At 42.0% G+C, this 18,362-nt stretch carries 15 protein-coding genes; 10 read left to right on the top strand and 5 right to left on the bottom strand.

Annotated elements, in window-relative coordinates; all coding sequences use genetic code 11:
- Positions 1-122 precede the first annotated feature (122 nt).
- Positions 123-740 (bottom strand): 16S rRNA (guanine(966)-N(2))-methyltransferase RsmD, encoded by a 618-nt coding sequence (rsmD, locus tag LY624_RS14080; RefSeq protein ID WP_130149458.1) that lies wholly within the window; start codon positions 738-740, stop codon positions 123-125.
- A gap of 211 nt (positions 741-951) precedes the next feature.
- Here rsmD and ftsY point away from each other — a divergent pair, with 211 nt between their 5' ends.
- The 5 genes from ftsY (at position 952) to glsB (ending at position 6,659) form a co-directional block, all read left to right on the top strand.
- On the top strand, positions 952-2,841 hold the full coding sequence (ftsY, locus tag LY624_RS14075; RefSeq protein WP_341803256.1) for a signal recognition particle-docking protein FtsY: 1,890 nt from the start codon (positions 952-954) through the stop codon (positions 2,839-2,841).
- 55 nt (positions 2,842-2,896) lie between these two features.
- A complete protein-coding gene (ftsE, locus tag LY624_RS14070; protein WP_062568697.1) occupies positions 2,897-3,574 on the top strand; it encodes a cell division ATP-binding protein FtsE in 678 nt (225 codons plus the stop codon).
- Positions 3,571-4,557, top strand: coding sequence for a permease-like cell division protein FtsX (gene ftsX, locus LY624_RS14065; protein ID WP_237119963.1), 987 nt, complete (start codon positions 3,571-3,573; stop codon positions 4,555-4,557). The genes ftsE and ftsX overlap by 4 nt, the downstream gene beginning before the upstream one ends.
- Before the next feature lie 239 nt (positions 4,558-4,796).
- A complete protein-coding gene (gene rpoH, locus LY624_RS14060) occupies positions 4,797-5,660 on the top strand; it encodes an RNA polymerase sigma factor RpoH (protein ID WP_130149461.1) in 864 nt (287 codons plus the stop codon).
- A 78-nt stretch (positions 5,661-5,738) separates the two neighbouring features.
- Positions 5,739-6,659, top strand: a complete 921-nt coding sequence (gene glsB / locus LY624_RS14055) for a glutaminase B (protein WP_341803255.1) — start codon at positions 5,739-5,741, stop codon at positions 6,657-6,659.
- Between the two features lie 6 nt (positions 6,660-6,665).
- Here the strand turns inward: glsB and LY624_RS14050 are convergent, their stop codons facing one another.
- Positions 6,666-7,970, bottom strand: coding sequence for an inosine/guanosine kinase (locus LY624_RS14050; RefSeq protein ID WP_130149463.1), 1,305 nt, complete (start codon positions 7,968-7,970; stop codon positions 6,666-6,668).
- A 231-nt stretch (positions 7,971-8,201) separates the two neighbouring features.
- Here LY624_RS14050 and tadA point away from each other — a divergent pair, with 231 nt between their 5' ends.
- On the top strand, positions 8,202-8,699 hold the full coding sequence (gene tadA, locus LY624_RS14045; protein ID WP_341803254.1) for a tRNA adenosine(34) deaminase TadA: 498 nt from the start codon (positions 8,202-8,204) through the stop codon (positions 8,697-8,699).
- Here the strand turns inward: tadA and LY624_RS14040 are convergent, their stop codons facing one another.
- Together LY624_RS14040 and mltF are read right to left on the bottom strand one after the other, a co-directional pair.
- Positions 8,700-8,873, bottom strand: a complete 174-nt coding sequence (locus LY624_RS14040) for a hypothetical protein (protein ID WP_162898022.1) — start codon at positions 8,871-8,873, stop codon at positions 8,700-8,702.
- A gap of 100 nt (positions 8,874-8,973) precedes the next feature.
- Positions 8,974-10,452, bottom strand: a complete 1,479-nt coding sequence (mltF, locus tag LY624_RS14035; RefSeq protein ID WP_341803253.1) for a membrane-bound lytic murein transglycosylase MltF — start codon at positions 10,450-10,452, stop codon at positions 8,974-8,976.
- Positions 10,453-10,762: 310 nt separating this feature from the next.
- Here mltF and purL point away from each other — a divergent pair, with 310 nt between their 5' ends.
- From purL to LY624_RS14015, 4 genes are all read left to right on the top strand, one after another.
- Positions 10,763-14,647: a phosphoribosylformylglycinamidine synthase gene (purL, locus tag LY624_RS14030; RefSeq protein WP_341803252.1), complete on the top strand. Its 3,885-nt coding sequence runs from the start codon at positions 10,763-10,765 to the stop codon at positions 14,645-14,647.
- A 121-nt stretch (positions 14,648-14,768) separates the two neighbouring features.
- A complete protein-coding gene (locus tag LY624_RS14025) occupies positions 14,769-17,225 on the top strand; it encodes a YdbH domain-containing protein (RefSeq protein ID WP_341803251.1) in 2,457 nt (818 codons plus the stop codon).
- Entirely contained in the window at positions 17,218-17,400 is a 183-nt protein-coding gene (locus LY624_RS14020; RefSeq protein ID WP_062568706.1) for a YnbE family lipoprotein, read from the top strand. Before LY624_RS14025 ends, LY624_RS14020 begins: the two co-directional genes overlap by 8 nt.
- A gap of 9 nt (positions 17,401-17,409) precedes the next feature.
- Entirely contained in the window at positions 17,410-17,745 is a 336-nt protein-coding gene (locus tag LY624_RS14015) for a YdbL family protein (protein ID WP_130149468.1), read from the top strand.
- Positions 17,746-17,780: 35 nt separating this feature from the next.
- On the opposite strand, the gene LY624_RS14010 is transcribed toward LY624_RS14015, so the two are convergent.
- Positions 17,781-18,323, bottom strand: a complete 543-nt coding sequence (locus LY624_RS14010; RefSeq protein ID WP_341804411.1) for a DUF1415 domain-containing protein — start codon at positions 18,321-18,323, stop codon at positions 17,781-17,783.
- Between the last annotated feature and the right edge of the window lie 39 nt (positions 18,324-18,362).

Here is an 18,362-nt window from a genome sequence, read left to right as displayed (position 1 = left end):
TGAGCGTTGCTCAAGTTGATCGAATAACGATCAAGTGGTTCAAAAATGGTGCGGTATTGTAATCCGAAGCAACACCACATGTAAAGGATAATATTAACAGAAACTAGGATGGCAAAACAGCGTTAATTTGCCGCGCGTTGATACAAGCGACAAATTACTTGTCCTGCTGATTTTTCTTTTAGTAGCAACCAGTTACTAGGAGTTTCTAGGCTTTTTAGTTCGCTTTCAACTTCCACATAAATTAACGCTTGCTCAGTTAACCATTGATTTGATTCGAGTAATAAACAACTTTTTTCGGCCAAGTTTTGGCGAAAAGGTGGGTCAACAAAAACTAGATCAAACTTTTTATTTTTATCATTATTATCTAAAAGCGCTAGGCTATTGCCCTGTTTTACAGTGGCATTATCAAGTTGCAAAGTGGCTATGTTGTTGTTTAGCTGTGCTGCTGCGCTTTTATCAAGCTCAAAAAAGACCGTATGTGCCGCAAACCGAGAAAGCGCTTCAAAACCAAGCCCTCCAGATCCTGCATAGCAATCGAGTACGTTTGCACCTCGGGTATCTTGCATTAACCAATTAAACACGGTTTCTTTTATTCGATCCGTTGTTGGGCGTAAGCCTTGTACATCTTTGACCGGAAGTTTTCTACCGCGAAATTGACCGCTAATGATGCGAATAAAGCCATTGCTTGACTTATTGCTTGTCGCTTTAATTTGGCGATTAGGTGTTGATTTTTTTCTCATTTAACTCACTAATAAATGGTAACTGATACCTAGCTCAGATAATATTGTGCTTTATAGCTAGTGTGTCATTTTTCTACTGCACTAAAAGTGTTACTATTAGTGTCTTAGCGATAGATGGTACCCGTTTTGGTTTGGCTGAAAGTAGCTGAACTATCACCAACCTATTATTCATGTAAGTTTATCAGATTTTTATAAGTGGTTATTAGCAAGTATGGCAAAAAAAAATAAATTCTTGTCTTGGTTTGGTTTTGGCAAATCAGAAAAACAACAAACAGAGCAAGCAGCAAAAGAGGCTGATAACCAGAAGCAATTAGAAGAACAACAGCGTATTGAAGCCGAAAAAGCGGAAGCTGAACGTTTAGAACAAGAACGTATCGCAGCAGAAAAAGCGGAAGCTGAACGTTTAGAGCAAGAGCGTATTGCAGCCGAAAAGGCCGAAGCTGAGCGTTTAGAGCAAGAACGCGTTGCTGCTGAAAAAGCAGAGCGTGAAGCTGAGCAAGCTGCTGCAGAAAAGGCAGAGGCTGAACGTTTAGAACAAGAGCGCATTGCAGCAGAAAAGGCAGAAGCAGAGCGTTTAGCTCAAGAGCAGCAAGCGGCAGAGCAAGAGCGCCGTGAACAACAAGCTCGCCTTGCTGAGCAAGAAGCCGCAATGAAATTAGAGCAAGAACGCGTTGCTGCTGAAAAAGCGCAGCGTGAAGCTGAGCAAGCTGCTGCAGAAAAGGCAGAGGCTGAACGTTTAGAACAAGAACGTATCGCAGCAGAAAAGGCAGAAGCAGAGCGTTTAGAACAAGAGCGTATTGCAGCAGAAAAGGCAGAAGCTGAACGTGTAGAGCAAGAGCGTATCGCGGCAGAGAAAGCACAAGCAGAACGCTTAGAGCAAGAGCGTATCGCGGCAGAAAAGGTAGAACGTTTAGAACAAGAACGTATCGCAGCAGAAAAGGCAGAAGCTGAACGTTTAGAGCAAGAGCGTATTGCTGCAGAAAAGGCAGAAGCGGAACGTTTAGAGCAAGAACGCATTGCTGCAGAAAAGGCAGAAGCTGAGCGTTTAGAACAAGAGCGTATTGCTGCAGAAAAGGTAGAAGCTGAACGCTTAGAGCAAGAACGCATTGCAGAAGCAGAACGTTTAGAGCAAGAGAAAGCTGCACAAGCCGCAGCTGAAAAACCAAAGAAAGAAGGTTTCTTCGCACGCCTTAAAAAAGGTCTATTAAAAACTCGCGTTAATATTGGCTCTGGCTTTGCCTCTATCTTTAGCGGTAAGAAAATAGACGATGAGTTATTCGAAGAACTAGAAACACAGTTATTAACAGCAGATTTAGGTGTTGATACAACAATGAAGTTGATTGATAACCTAACTGATGCAGCGGATCGTAAGCAGTTAAAAGATGGTGATGCTCTTTATGAGTTAATGAAGCAAGAAATGGCTGATATGCTTAAAACTGCTGAGCAGCCGTTGGTTGTATCAGGTGATAAAAAGCCATTTGTGATCTTAATGGTGGGTGTCAATGGCGTTGGTAAAACAACGACTATCGGTAAACTTGCGAAGCAATTCCAAAATGAAGGTAAGTCGGTCATGTTAGCCGCAGGTGATACCTTCCGTGCTGCAGCTGTTGAGCAGCTACAAGTATGGGGTGAGCGTAACAGCATTCCGGTCATTGCTCAGCACACTGGCGCAGACAGTGCCTCAGTTGTATTTGATGCTTTTCAAGCGGCAAAAGCACGTAATGTAGATGTGTTAATCGCTGATACAGCAGGGCGTTTGCAAAATAAAGATAACCTTATGCAAGAGCTTGAAAAAATAGCCCGCGTAATGAAAAAAATAGACCCTGATGCACCGCATGAAGTAATGTTAACAATTGATGCGGGTACGGGTCAGAATGCGATTAGCCAAGTAAAACTTTTTAATGAATGCGTTGGTTTAACCGGTATCACATTATCTAAGTTAGATGGTACGGCAAAAGGTGGAGTCATCTTTGCTGTAGCAGATAAGTTTAATATTCCAATTCGTTACATAGGTGTTGGTGAAGGAATTGACGACCTTCGCACCTTTAACAGTAATGACTTCATTGATGCGCTGTTTAGCCAAGATGAGGACGATGCATAACTAATTAAAAAGGGAGTTAACTCCCTTTTTAGCTGTAAGATGATTGATAATTAAAATGATAAATTTTCAGCAAGTCAGTAAAACCTATCCGGGGGGCCACCGTGCCCTTGAAAAAGTCAGCTTTCATATTAAGCCTGGCGAGCTTGCTTTTTTAACAGGCCATAGTGGTGCTGGTAAAAGTACTTTGTTAAAGCTCATTAGCCTCATGGAGCGCCCATCAGCAGGGCAGGTACTAATAAATGGTGTGGATTTAAATGCCGTTAAATCACGCCAGGTCCCGTATATTCGTCGTGATATTGGTATTATTTTTCAGAACCATCGCCTTTTAGAGCGTTATTCTGTATTTGATAACGTTGCCTTACCACTTGTGATTGAAGGAACGCATCACAAGCAAATTGCTAAACGTGTTCATGGTGCACTGGATAAGGTTGGCTTGCTCGATAAGGCTAAATGTAGTCCTGCTACTTTATCTGGTGGTGAGCAACAGCGTGTAGGGATCGCCAGAGCGATTGTTAATTCGCCACCAATTTTATTAGCTGATGAACCAACAGGTAATTTAGATCCTGAGCTTTCAATGGATATCCTGCGCTTATTCGAGGATTTTAACCACCATGGTACAACAGTATTAATTGCAACTCATGATATTGGTTTGATTGCGCGTATGCGATACCGCAGCCTCACGTTAAAGGATGGTCGAATGATTCAAGATCCGTTAGCGGAGGAAACACTATGAGTTTATTATTCAAAAGTCGCTCAAGCCAAACAGAGGGACAACAAAAATCATTTTTTGCTTCGCCTTACTTTTTTATAATGAACCTTATTCGACAAGGTGTGCATAGTTTAGGTGAAATGTGGCGAACACCTCTTGCATCACTGATGACGATTGCTGTTTTAGGCTTGAGTTTAACTTTACCTGCCACTTTGTATTTAGTGGTTAAAAATGTATCTCAAGTGAGTAGTGGTTTTGAAGAAGCGGCAGAAATTTCGTTGTTTGTTAAAGAAAGTATGACTCAGCAACAAACGCAGACCCTAGTGAAACGTTTAGCTCTTTATCCTGAAATCGATAAAGTGGAGTTTATTTCAAAAGGGGACGCACTAACTGAGTTTAAACAGGTATCTGGTTTTGGCCAAGCACTGGAATACCTTGATGCAAATCCACTGCCTGATGTTGTTATCGTTACGCCCACCATTCGTCACCGTCAACCTAATGCAGCAGAGCAATTACTTAAAAAACTAGAGGCTGAGCGTGAGGTTGATTTTGGTAAGCTTGATATCGCGTGGCTCGAGCGTTTGAATGCGCTATTAAGTTTATTAAAAGAGAGCGTAATCACTATTGCCCTACTATTATTAACCTCTGTTACTTTAATCATTGGTAATACTATCCGCTTATCAATAATGGACAAAAAAGAAGAAATTCAAGTGATGAAGCTAGTCGGTGCGACAAACACCTTTATTCATGCGCCATTTTTATGGACAGGGGTTTGGTACGGTATTATTGGTGGCTTGTTCTCTTTTATTTGTGTTGCTCTAATGATGTGGTGGCTAGGCAGTGCGGTTAGTGAAGTGGCGGGCGTCTATGAAACCAGCTTTGATTTAATCGGTCTGACAATGTCGGAGTTCGGCGTTTTAGTTGCACTTGCAACAGCCCTCGGCTTTGTCGGGTCTTACTTATCAGTTAGCCGCTATATAAAAGAAATAGAACCCGATAAAGTATAACAATAAAGTGTAACAATTCGTTGTTACACTGCTCTATTAGCGCTAAATAAAAGCAGTAATAAATTTATCGCTCTTTCAATTAAAGCTAGAATTCACCGCATATTCAGCGTGTTAGCGTAGACTAAAAATAGATAAAAAAACCACTTGATCTGAGGTTCAAAAAAGTTTTTAATTGAAATTAGCACTCTCGTTTAAAGAGTGCTAAGATGGTTTTAAAATGTTTATCACTGAGGTGAAAAATGAGTAAAGATTTATACGCAATGGCACTTACTGTAGGTCAACAAAGCGCAAGTATGGATGGCTATCTTCAAGCTGTTAGCACGATTCCTATGCTTGATGCTGAGAAAGAAAAACAGTTAGCGACACGTCTTCAGGAAGAAGGTGATCTTGATGCTGCAAAGCAACTCATTATGTCACATCTTCGCTTTGTTGCTCACATTGCAAAAAGCTATTCGGGCTATGGTCTACCGCAAGCTGATTTGATTCAAGAAGGTAACATCGGTCTGATGAAAGCGGTAAAACGCTTTGACCCAAGTGTCGGTGTTCGTTTGGTCTCATTTGCAGTACACTGGATCAAAGCAGAAATTCATGAATACGTATTAAAAAACTGGCGTATCGTGAAAGTTGCAACAACTAAAGCGCAACGTAAATTATTCTTCAACCTACGCAAAAACAAAAAGCGTTTAGGTTGGTTCAACCAAGCTGAGGTTAGCACAGTTGCTAATGAGCTAGGTGTAAGTGAAAAAGAAGTACGTGAGATGGAATCACGTATGAGTGGCCAAGATATGGGCTTTGATTTAACGGGCGACGATAATGATGACGCACCGACAAGCACATATTCGCCAGTACAGTATTTAACAGATGGCAGCGCTGACCTTGCTGATGATATTGAAGAGCAGCAATGGCAAGAGCAATCTCATGCACGTTTATTCAGCGCATTAAAAACCCTTGATGAGCGCTCGCAAGATATCGTTAGTGCGCGCTGGTTAGCAGATGATAAAGCAACACTGCAAGAGCTTGCTGAAAAATACAATGTTTCAGCAGAGCGTGTTCGTCAGCTAGAGAAAACAGCGATGAAAAAATTGCAAACAGCAATGAGTTAATTTAAGAGTAAAACTGAACCATCTCTAGTAGACTACAGAGCCTCGCAAATGCGGGGCTTTTTGTTTTAAGGACGCGGTATGTCACAGATTGATTATCAACATGTATTAGATGAAATAACCAAAGAAGTTCAGCCATTACTGAGCCAAGGTAAGGTTGCTGACTATATTCCTGCGCTAGCAGAGGTTGAGCCAAATCAGTTCGCTATAGCGATTCATACCGTAGACGGTCAAACTTACTGCGGTGGTGACTGTAGTGCGCGTTTTACTATTCAATCAGTTTCTAAAGTAATGACCCTGACTTTGGCGCTTCAGCGTTATGGGGATGAGCTGTGGCAGCGAGTAGGTAAAGAGCCTTCTGGTACAGCGTTTAACTCACTGACCCAACTTGAGTTTGAACACGGCATCCCACGTAACCCATTTATTAATGCTGGTGCCATTGTGACATGTGATGCGCTTTACAGTCGACTGTCTGCACCGATGCATTCTATGCTTGAATCATTTCGGCAGTTATCAGGGAATCCAAGCGTCATAATCGACAAAAAAGTGGCTAACTCTGAATATGAATTTCGTCATCGCAATGCGGCCATGGCACATTTAATGAAATCATTTGGTAATTTTAATAACGAAGTAGATGATGTCTTGTGGGCTTATTTTAATTTCTGTGCCATCGAATTGAACTGCGTTGAATTAGCAAAAGCTTACAATTACCTCGCTAATCAGGGCAAAGATGCCCACGGCAATAAAGTACTGAGTGCGAGGCAAAATAAACAACTTAATTCGCTACTGTTTACCAGTGGTTTATACGATGCTGCGGGGGATTTCGGTTACCGTGTAGGCATGCCCGGAAAATCAGGGGTATCCGGAACAATCTTAGCAGTGTTACCTAATCAGTTTACGATTGCGGTATGGGCACCACGCTTAAATTCATATGGAAACTCAGTGGCTGGGATAGCGGCTCTTGAGCGCTTATCCCAGAAACTGGATATTTCGATTTTTTAGTCGTGGTTACTGATCCCAGTAAACTTGCTCTAAACAATCTTCGCGTTCAGGTAAACCACGCGATAAACGTGGTGAATGCTGAACAAGTACTTCATAACTTGCACGGTTCGCGTATTTACTAATTTGTGCAAGCGATGAGTAAGTCATAGCAGGTTGCTGATGCTTCGCTGAGTTTGCCACATTGAGTTTGTGGTACACATTCGCTGATAAATCATGTAATACCGCAGCCAACGCGCAATCACCTGCGCCATTGGTATTTTTAATGCTATCAGGACCACCCATAAATGGCGCAGTGTGGCTATATGCACGAATTGGGTTTTGGCAGTCCTCTTTACGCATTGCGCGCGAAAACTCGTAACGGTTAAAATCTGCGATTGCACCTGGTAGAAGTGGGTATTCTGTTTCACGCTTGAATGAATCATCGACATAACCGGCCATAAATAAGCCTTTTTCGCCGGCTGTACATATCACTAAGTCAGTCCAATCAAGGGCTTTATCTGCTGCAAGAAGCGGATCTTCAAAACCTGTAATGGCTAGACCTTCTTCCTCGTTCATCGCAAGAATATCAACATGTTCCTTAACAAATTCAGCCCACCAAGTAGGGTCTTGTTCAATTAAGAACTTAGTACCGAGTGTTAATACCACGGGGACACCTGCATCATTGGCATACTTCACGGCCTGCATTGTTGCGTCAGTCATGGTTTCATCGCCCTGTGTACGCATTAAGTAGGCGCTGATCACCAATGCTGATGAGTTCTCTATGAGTTCTTTATCAATTGATTCAGGGCGAAGGTGGTTCATAAGGCCTGCACTGATGGCAAAAGTACGCTCACCCGTTTCGTCGATCAAGGTAAAGCAGCGTCCAATAGGTCCATCAACAGGTTGTAAATAATCAAGATCTACGCGGCTAGAGGTATTACATAAAAAGCGGTATGCATAACTACCAATTTTGATATTCTCACTCATAACGCCAAGTAATACTGAACGGTCATCAGCAAGCGTCGAATAATTGTGCATTGTGTTGCCAATAGTGCCACCAGCAAATTCATAATCGACCATGTTATTGAGCTTTAGGCGGTCGTATAGGGCATTGGTAATATCGTTATCAATGACTTGCGACATACCGCGGCGCAATTGAAATTCATCAAGGAAAGCTTGATCAACTTTAGCTTCAATGTCGACCACAATTTGGTCGATACCGGTTATGTAACTACGTTGTAGTCGTTCCGTTGAGTTGAGTTGATTAGTAAGTGGATCTTTAGCTTCCACTGGAAAATAATGTTTATGCCTGCGGCGTCCAGGAAATTTCATTTGCTACCCGTGTATTGATATCAATTGCAAATTGTAAATCAACAAATTTACCTAGTTGAATTGCTATTAGCGAAATAAAAAAAGCGCGAGATTATAGCGCAATATAGGTCCATTGAGCCATGGAAAAGCCACTAAAATTTGCGTTAATTTTTTAGTGTAGCAGTATTTATTGCCCTTTTTATTGACTAACTAGGTATAATTACTCACAGTTTTACAAGTTTTGTGTGATTTATGAGCGAACAATATAGTGATGAGTATTGGATGGAAAAAGCCCTCACTTTTGCAAGTAAAGCAGAAGCGATTGATGAAATTCCTGTTGGTGCAGTTCTGGTAAAGGATAATCAACTCATAGCTTCTGGTTATAACCGCTCAATTACTGATAATGACCCTTCAGCCCATGCTGAAATGATAGCTATACGTGAAGGGGGTAAAGTACTTAATAACTATCGTTTGGTTGATTGTACTTTATACGTGACCTTAGAACCTTGCTCTATGTGTGCAGGATTATTGGTGCATAGCCGTATCAAACGTTTAGTATTTGGTGCTAAAGATGCAAAAACAGGATCTGCAGGGTCAATTATGAACCTATTACAAGAACCAAGACTAAATCATCAAGTTGAAGTAACCAGTGATGTAATGGGTGAACAGTGTGGGGCGGTAATTTCAGCGTTTTTTAAACGCCGTAGAGAAGAGAAAAAAGCGGCAAAGCTTGCTGCTCGCAACGCCTAGTTAAACAACCGGCGTTGCTGGGGTTTCTTGTGCTTCCATTAATTGCATTGCAAATAAACGGCGGCGCCAAATAACTTTTTTGTGTGTATTACGTAGCATGATTCGACGGCGTGTTGCTGTAGAGTAAATCACATTACGCTTAAATTTATGTGTGGTACGTCTTCTTTTTAACATGTGAGCTCCTAAAGTGAGAGAAAGCATGGCATGAATTATGACATTGTCCTAGAAGATAATGATCATTTGATGACAAGTAAACTGATTTCTGCAGTATCGGTTAGTTATTGTTTAACTTGTTTTGTTCAGTATTAGCTGCTTGTTGCTCATTGTCAGGTTTACCCTGTTTGTCGTTATTATCTGGCAAATTAGGGTCTTCTTGTTGCGTTATAGCTTCTTCATCACTCGGGTTTGAAATAGCGTCGTTTTCATCAAGCCAAACCAAAGCGTCATAGTAACGACGAATATTATCAACATATTTCACTGCAACATCACCACGTGCATAGCCATATTTAGTTTTACGGTAATAGCGTTTTTTAATTAAAAGCGGTAAACGTTTTTTCACATCAGCCCATTTATCAGGGCTGGCACCTTCTTGCTCGGTAATAATACGCGCATCATTTACATGCCCCCAACCCACATTATATGAAGCGAGTGCAAACCATGTACGGTCAGGTTGTGGAATTCGCTCAGGGATCCAAGAGATTAGTTGGGCTAAATATTCAGCGCCACCTTTGATATTTTGCTCAGGTGCTAAACGGTTGGTTACGCCAACTTGTTTGGCTGTAGCTTGAGTTAACATCATGATACCACGAACCCCAGTAGGCGATTTAGCCTTGGGATTCCACATTGATTCTTGATAGCTCAGTGCAGCAAGTAAGCGCCAGTCAATATTTCCAGCGTATTGTTCAAACCAAGGCTGATATTTAGGTAATGTTTCTTTAATCGCTTCGATATAGGCAAGGGTATTTACATAGTTAAATTGGCGCACATGGCCAAAGTACTTTTCTTCAAGCACGTAAAGCTGGTTCGTTTGTTTTATATCGCCGAAAAAAGGCACCATTAAAGCATATAAAGAGTCATCACCATCTTTTCTTAAAACCCATGCAATTGGATCGTTTCGGGTGACCGAAAAGCCAATGCTTAAATTAGGGTGGTAACGGCGAAACAATGACAATGTATGCGAGTCAGCGAGGGTGTAGTCAATCTCACCATCAATCACAGCTTGCAATAACTCTTCTTCATCCATGTCCTCTGTTTCATTCCAGCTCAAAGTCGGGTGAAGTTGTTTTAATTGCTGTAAAGCAAGTGAGTGACTGCTTTTTGCAAGCACGGTTAAGTTGCCAGTTAAATCGTCGAATTCGCGGGGGCGAACACGGCCTTGTTTGTAAACTAGTTTCTGACTAATGGTGCGATAAGTTGGACCGAAGCGATAATGCTTAGCGCGAATCGTATTGTACGTAAGTCCTGAAGCTATTACGTCTAAGTCGCCATTTTCTAGGCGGGAGAACATATCTGATAAGTTAAAAAAGGGCACCATTTCAAGCTCAACACCAACATAGTCAGCAAATTCTTGAGCAAGCTCATACTCGAAGCCTTGCACACCTTGTGGTGCTTGATAGTAGTTACTCGCGCCAGCTAAAGTGCCAACTCTGATTTTATTCTGCGCCTTGATATGAGCTAGTTGCGAAGGCGGTTGTTGCATATCGCATGCACATAACATGAGCACTAAACTAAAAATAGCGAGTAACTTTTGCATAGATTATAAATGCCCCTTAAACCATTACCTTACCGTTATAGCAAAACTTCAAAGCTGCGTCACTTGGCGAATAGTTTTATATATCTATTTTAAATTAATAAAGGCATCAAGGTTGCAAATAGATAAGTCATACAGAACAAGAACCTGCGAAAAAATAACGCGTATTAAGGTACTTGATTGTTGCAAACATAAAAGCGGTTATGAAGATTATTTAAATAAAAGCGCAATTTTGAGTTAAATCTAGGCGTTATTTGCACTATAATACGCGCCTAAAATATCGTTCAATCCCTAACCCCGGATGAAAATACCTATGTTGATCCTTCGTGGTGCACCAGCACTTTCCGATTTTAGAGTTCAGAAAATTTTAGCGCGTTGCCAACAGGCACAACTTCCAGTCACTGACGTTTATGCCGAGTTTATGCATTTTGCTGATCTTACTGCTGAACTTTCAGCCGATGAGCAAACAAAGCTAGAAAAGCTGCTTACTTATGGTCCAACGATCGCCGAGCATACCCCTGCTGGCACGTTAATACTTGTAACGCCGCGCCCAGGTACTATCTCGCCTTGGGCATCAAAAGCAACTGACATTGCACATAATTGTGGCTTAAGCCAAGTTCACCGTGTTGAGCGTGGTATTGCATACTACGTTGAAGGTAATCTATCAGCTGAGCAAACAGCTGAAGTTGCAGCGTTATTACATGACCGTATGACTGAAGCAACGCACGCGGATATGGCTGATGCAGCTAAATTATTCCGTCACGACGAACCACGTCCAATGTCATCAGTTGACATTTTAGGTGGTGGCCGTGAAGCGCTTGCAAAAGCAAACGTTGAGCAAGGTTTTGCGCTTGCAGAAGACGAAATTGATTACTTGGTAGAAAACTTCCAAAAGTTAGGGCGTAACCCGAACGACATCGAATTATTCATGTTTGCACAAGCAAACTCTGAGCATTGTCGTCATAAAATCTTTAACGCTGATTGGACAATCGATGGCATCGAACAGCCAAAATCATTGTTCAAAATGATCAAAAACACCTACGAGCAAAACCCTGAAAACGTGTTATCTGCCTATAAAGATAACGCAGCGGTAATGAAGGGGTCAGTAGCGGGTCGTTTCTTCCCGAACAATGAAGGCGAGTACGCATACCATCAAGAAAACATCGAAATCTTGATGAAAGTTGAAACGCACAACCACCCAACAGCGATTGCGCCATTCTCAGGTGCATCAACAGGTTCGGGTGGTGAGATTCGTGATGAAGGTGCTACAGGCCGAGGCTCTAAGCCTAAAGCGGGTTTAGTTGGCTTCACTGTATCTAACCTACGTATTCCAGGTTACGAGCAGCCATGGGAAACAGACTTCGGTAAACCTGGTCGTATCGTTAATGCACTGGATATTATGACTGAAGGTCCATTAGGTGGCGCGGCATTCAATAACGAATTTGGTCGTCCTAACTTACTTGGTTACTTCCGTACATACGAAGAAAAAGTATCAAGCCATAACGGTATCGAGGTACGTGGTTACCACAAGCCAATCATGCTTGCAGGTGGTTTAGGTAACATTCGTTCTGAGCATGTTCAAAAAGGTGAAATCCCTGTAGGTGCAAAACTTATCGCACTAGGTGGTCCGGCGATGAACATCGGTCTTGGTGGTGGTGCTGCATCTAGTATGACATCAGGCCAATCAAACGAAGATTTAGACTTTGCATCGGTACAGCGTGAAAACCCAGAAATGGAACGTCGTTGTCAGGAAGTTATCGATAAATGTTGGCAGTTAGGTGATGCAAACCCAATCGCTTTCATCCACGATGTGGGTGCAGGTGGTCTTTCAAACGCATTCCCTGAGCTTGTAGACGACGGTGGTCGTGGTGGTAAATTCCAACTTCGTGATATTCCAAACGATGAGCCGGGTATGGCACCACACGAAATTTGGTGTAACGAATCTCAAGAGCGTTACGTATTAGCGGTTGCTGCTGAAGACTTCGCGCGCTTTGAAGCAATCTGTAAACGTGAACGTGCACAATATGCGGTTATTGGTGAAGCGACAGAAGAGCGCCACTTAACGGTTGAAGATAGCCACTTCGGTAACAACCCTGTTGATCTTCCGCTTGATGTTTTACTTGGTAAAGCACCAAAAATGCATCGTGAAGTGGAATCTAAAAAAGCGCAATCACAGCCATTAGACGTTGCTAACATTGATGCGGCAGATGCTGCACAGCGTTTATTACGCCTACCAACGATTGCAGAGAAAACATTCTTAATCACCATTGGTGACCGTACGGTAACGGGTTTAGTTGCGCGTGACCAAATGGTCGGTCCTTGGCAGGTGCCAGTAGCAAACTGTGCGGTAACAGCCGCTGCGTTTGATACTTACCACGGTGAAGCAATGTCACTGGGTGAACGTACACCAGCTGCACTTTTAAACTACGGTGCTTCTGCTCGTTTAGCTGTGGCTGAGTCACTAACGAACATCGCGTGTGCTAACATCGGTGGCCTTGAAAATATTAAGCTATCTGCAAACTGGATGGCTGCAGCAGGTCACCCAGGCGAAGATGCAGGTCTTTTTGAGGCTGTTAAAGCGGTGGGTGAAGAGCTTTGTCCGGCACTTGGTTTAACTATCCCTGTGGGTAAAGACTCAATGTCGATGAAAACTCAATGGGATGAAAACGGTGAGCAAAAATCAGTTACTGCACCATTATCACTGATCATTACTGCCTTTGGTCGTGTTGAAGATGTGCGTAAAACAGTAACGCCACAGCTACGTACTGATAAAGGTGATTCATCACTATTATTAGTTGATTTAGGTGCGGGTCAAAACCGACTGGGCGCATCAAGCCTTGCACAGGTTTATAAGCAACTAGGTGATGTAACACCTGATGTTGATAACCCAGCACTATTAAAAGGCTTCTATGAAGCAATGCAAGCGCTTGTTGCTGATAACAAGTTACTTGCTTACCATGACCGTTCTGATGGTGGTTTATTCACGACTATCGCTGAAATGGCATTTGCTGGTCACACGGGTGTAACTGTTGACCTTGCTGGCTTAACAGGTTCAGACATCGAAGCGCTTTATAATGAAGAGCTAGGTGCAGTTATCCAAGTGGCAAATGCTGACTTAGATGCAGTAAAAGCGGTTCTTGCAGATCACGGCTTAGCAGCTATCAGCCATGAAATTGGTGCACTAAACGCTGATGACCGCGTGCTATTCACTCGTGGTGATGATGTGGTTCTTAACCATACGCGTACTGAGCTTCGTACTATTTGGGCAGAAACAACTTACCAAATGCAAGCACGTCGTGATAACCCTGAGTGTGCTAAGCAAGAGTTTGACGCTAAATTTGACGCAAAAGACCCAGGTCTTAACGTAAAACTAAGCTTTGATTTAAACGAAGATGTTGCAGCGCCTTATATTGCAACTGGTGCGAAGCCGAAAATGGCGATTCTACGTGAGCAAGGCGTTAACTCTCACTTAGAAATGGCTGCGGCATTTAACCGTGCAGGCTTTGCAGCGGTTGACGTGCACATGAGCGACATTCTTGAAGGTCGTTTAACACTTGAGCAATTTAAAGGCTTAGTGGCATGTGGTGGTTTCTCTTACGGTGACGTATTGGGTGCAGGTGAAGGCTGGGCTAAGTCAATCTTATTTAATGAGATGGCGCGTGAGCAGTTCCAAAGCTTCTTCCACCGCGAAGATACATTCAGCTTAGGTGTGTGTAATGGCTGTCAAATGCTTTCAACATTGAAAGAATTGATCCCAGGCACTGAGCACTGGCCACGTTTCGTAACGAATAAGTCAGAGCGTTTTGAAGCTCGCTTTAGCCTTGTAGAAGTGCAAGAAAACCCATCGGTATTCTTTAATGGTATGGCTGGTTCACGTATGCCTATCGCTGTTTCACATGGTGAAGGTCATGCTGAGTTCGCAAACGCTGATGCAGTTAAAGCAGCGCTTGAGTCAGGTACTGTGGCAGTGAAGTTTGTTGATAACTACGGTAACCCAACAACGCAATACCCTGCTAACCCGAATGGCTCGCCAGAAGGTATCACAGGTATTACTTCTACTGATGGTCGTGCAACGGTTATGATGCCGCACCCAGAGCGTGTATTCCGTACTGTAGCTAACTCATGGCACCCAGATGAGTGGACAGAGGATAGCCCATGGATGCGTATGTTCCGCAACGCACGTAAAAACGTTGGCTAGAACTTAGCTATACAAGCTAGGTTCATACAAACCGTTTAAACTAAAAGGCTGCACTATTAAGTGCAGCCTTTTTGTTTATAATAGTGCTAGTAAGTGTAAGTTCAAAGGCAAGGAGAGTTTTTTGAGTTTTAAGCGAGCGTGCGTTGGTCTGCTAGGAGTCATGCTAAGCGTGGTGCTGTTGGCGTATCTGTTCAGGTTACCACTGACATCGTGGTACTTAACACCTATGCTTGGTAAAAATGGCGTTGAGCTTCACTGTATTGACTGGTCATTAACTCGCAAGCTTGATTTAAGTATCGATAAATTATGCTTAACCTATCAAGGGCAGCAAATTGAGTTAGCAGGTATTATTGCTAATAAGCAGCAGGTGACAATTTCCCGAGCTAATTTGACTGTCAGTAACTTGGCAGACAAACAAGCATCAAATTCAACGCAAACCGAATTTAAAAAGCTTGCTCTAACACTGCCTGAACAAAGACCGCTAATAAGCATTCAGCAGCTTGATGTCGTCTCACCGTTTACCGATAACCCCATTAGGTTGGCAATACATGAAAAACGCCTAAACCATTTTACGGTTTCACGTGACCTTAATGCAGACGTTGTAATCGCTAATTATGAAGTCAAAGCCAGTATTGCCCTTGATGATAAAATAGCTGAGCGATTCATTGAGTTACCAAAAGATAGCCATTTTACCAGCGAGTCACAGCTTAGGTTTGATGGCATTACGGTTGCGATTGAAAGCGTAATTAATGCAAATTATCAGCACGCTTTCGAGCAATGTGAGTTAAGTTTTACTACTCAAGGACAAGCAAGTGCTAAGTACCAATTAAATCAACAGCATCTATACGCGGATTTATCCGCTTTACAAAATCAACTTAGTGCAAACCGAGACTGCTTAAACACCACAGCAAATCAACAACACCAATCATTTATTGAAGCGCAGTTCCCGCTTAATTGGCAGTTACAAATTGAACAGCCTGTAACTGTTGAAGGTGAGCGGCTATCAGTCCCAATTGTAAAACTGCTAACAACTGAAGGGCAAAGTGAGATTACAGTGAGTAATACAACACTTTCTTTGCTGGATCCGCTCGCATCACTTAATAGCCAAGTTGGCATTGATTTTATTAGTAGAGATATTGATGAATTTAAGCTCAATGCGCATTTGAATGAAAAAAACGTTACTGCAGATTTTCAGCTGTCATTGGGTTCACACCCTGCATTTTTAGATTTTAAGGCTGATGGTATTCAGGTTAGTGGCAAGTTGAGTGTTAATGAATTGCTCTCTAAGCCTACAGTTGGAAAACTCACCGCAGATGTAAGTGCTAAAAATGCGCTTTTAGCAGACCTAAAAATAACTGAGTTTACTAGCCATATTGATACTCAACTAAGTGATGAGCAACACTTAAGTGCTAAAGTAAGTAGTCAAGCTAAGTCTATAAATTACAATGAGATTCAAGTTTTGAAAATCAAGAATGAGCTCAGTGTAAATAGCGACTTAAGTGTGGGTGAATTATTTGCCGATATTGATGCAAAAACCACAGCCGCTAAATTAATAACTCCAAAAGTTACCTTAAATAAGCTCTCAATAGTAACTAATGCTTTGCAAAGCAGAGCCTTACAAGCAACGCATCATGTGTTTGCAGATGGCTTGGAGGCGCTTGTCAGCCATCATATGTCCAAGGTTGCGCATCCATTTGAGTTAGTGATACCAGAACAAGCTATAGCAAAGTTCAACCCTATCATTTCCCAATTCGAACCGCTCGTGACAATTACTGATGGTGTTGTTTCAGGGATTATAAAAGGCGATGTAAATTTACAGCAGGCAAAGGGTGATATTCGGATCGCAAAATTAGCAGCGCTATATAATGATTACCTTGCTAATGACTTTAATGTCGATATTGAAGGTGCGTTTAATTCAGGGCAGCTTAATATTGTGCCAACTAAATTTACACTCAATGAACTGCGAGCGGGTGCCGTTGTAAAAAAAGTACAAGGCCGATTAAATCTTGATAATAATAAGCCTTGTGTATCAAAGGTGACAGGGCATGTGTTAGGCGGAGCGTTTGTTGTCAATCAATTTTGTCCATTGCTTGATAGTCAAACTGTCACGGCTAAGTTTGAGAATATAGATGCTAGTAAGCTCGTCACCCTAGATGCAGAGTCAGGTATTAGTTTATCAGGACGACTGGCAGGGACACTGCCTATTACGATAAATAAGCAAGGTATTGCAGTAAAGCAAGGGCAGTTAGTGAACCAAGGAGAAGGTAAACTGCTGATCACTAATAACGCTGGCTTCGAAGCGGTAAAAGCGCAGCAACAAGAGTTGAGTACGACACTGAGTTTGTTAGAAAACTTAGCTATTAAACAGCTAAAAAGTAGCGTAGATTTAAAGCCAGATGGTTGGTTGCACTTAGGTGTAAACTTACAAGGCTATAATGAACAACAGCAACAAGCGGTTAATTTTAATTATAACCATGAAGAGAACGTGTTCACCTTATTAAGGGCGTTGCGCTTAAGTGACGAAATTACTCAAAGAGTTGAAAAAGAGTATGCAAAAAAAGGAAGCGATAATGGCTAAATGGTTAGTAATGCTAACAGCTTTAGGGCTTTTAAGTGCCTGTACTCACCGTGTTGAGGTGGCAGCGAAAGAGCCAATTACAATCAACTTAAACGTAAAAGTTGACCATGAGATCCGCGTTAAAGTGGATAAAGAACTTGATACCCTGTTCAGTGATGATAGTGAATTATTCTAAGGAGCAAACATGCGTAAATTACAACTTAAAAAATTGAATGTGATCACTTTAATTAGTGCTGTTTGTTTATCATTTTCTGCTTGGGCAATTAGCCTAGATGATGCAAAAAACCAAGGATTAGTAGGTGAAGATAGCTCGGGTTATTTAGGCTTAGTGGTAAATAATAGTGAAGCGAAAGCACTTATTAACGATATAAATGCCAAGCGTAAAGAGCAGTATTTAAAGCTTGCGAAAAAGAATAACTTGTCTTTGTCGCAAGTGGAAGCCCTTGCAGCAGCAAAAACCATCGAGAAAACAAAGTCTGGCCATTATATTGAAGTAAATGGTGAGTGGGTTAAAAAATAGTCTTCGTACTAACTAAAAAGCCAGCAATGCTGGCTTTATTTTTTATTAATGCTGTTTTGTAGTAACTGTTGCCAAAAGTCGATGCCTTTGCGTCTTGCAAGTTTAATATTACGCTCTGGGATAGACTCAGGTTCATCGTAGTTTTCTAGCGCTTCGCTCATGCTGGCTTCACGAATTAAATGCAGCGTTGGGTAAGGTGCACGATTGGTGTAATTAGCAGCATCACTGTCATCACTGTCAGCAAATACATAGTCAGGATGAAAGTTGGCTATTTGATATTTACCTTCATACCCTTGCGCAGCTAAAAGTGCATTGGCTAAATCGACTAAATCTAAGAACTCTTCAAAATCCTTAAAGCCTTGCTCAAACATCAAAAGTGTTGTTTCACGCTGTGCTTGTTGGTCTAGCTCGTTACACTCGTGAAGCATATCCATTACCGCATCATCAATCGTTACTGACTGACTGATTTGATAATGAATGCAATTACTTTCAACTTCTTTACGGGCAAAGGGGCAAAAATTGTATTTTACAATTACGCTGGATACCCATTCGCGCATTTGTTTTTCTGGGCGATTCATAGTGTGCTTTGAACTCACGTTATTTCTCTATTTATCTAT

Origin of the sequence: Pseudoalteromonas sp. N1230-9, assembly GCF_032716425.1 — a bacterium.
Taxonomy (GTDB): domain Bacteria; phylum Pseudomonadota; class Gammaproteobacteria; order Enterobacterales; family Alteromonadaceae; genus Pseudoalteromonas.
This window is presented reverse-complemented; position numbering and strand designations above follow the sequence as displayed.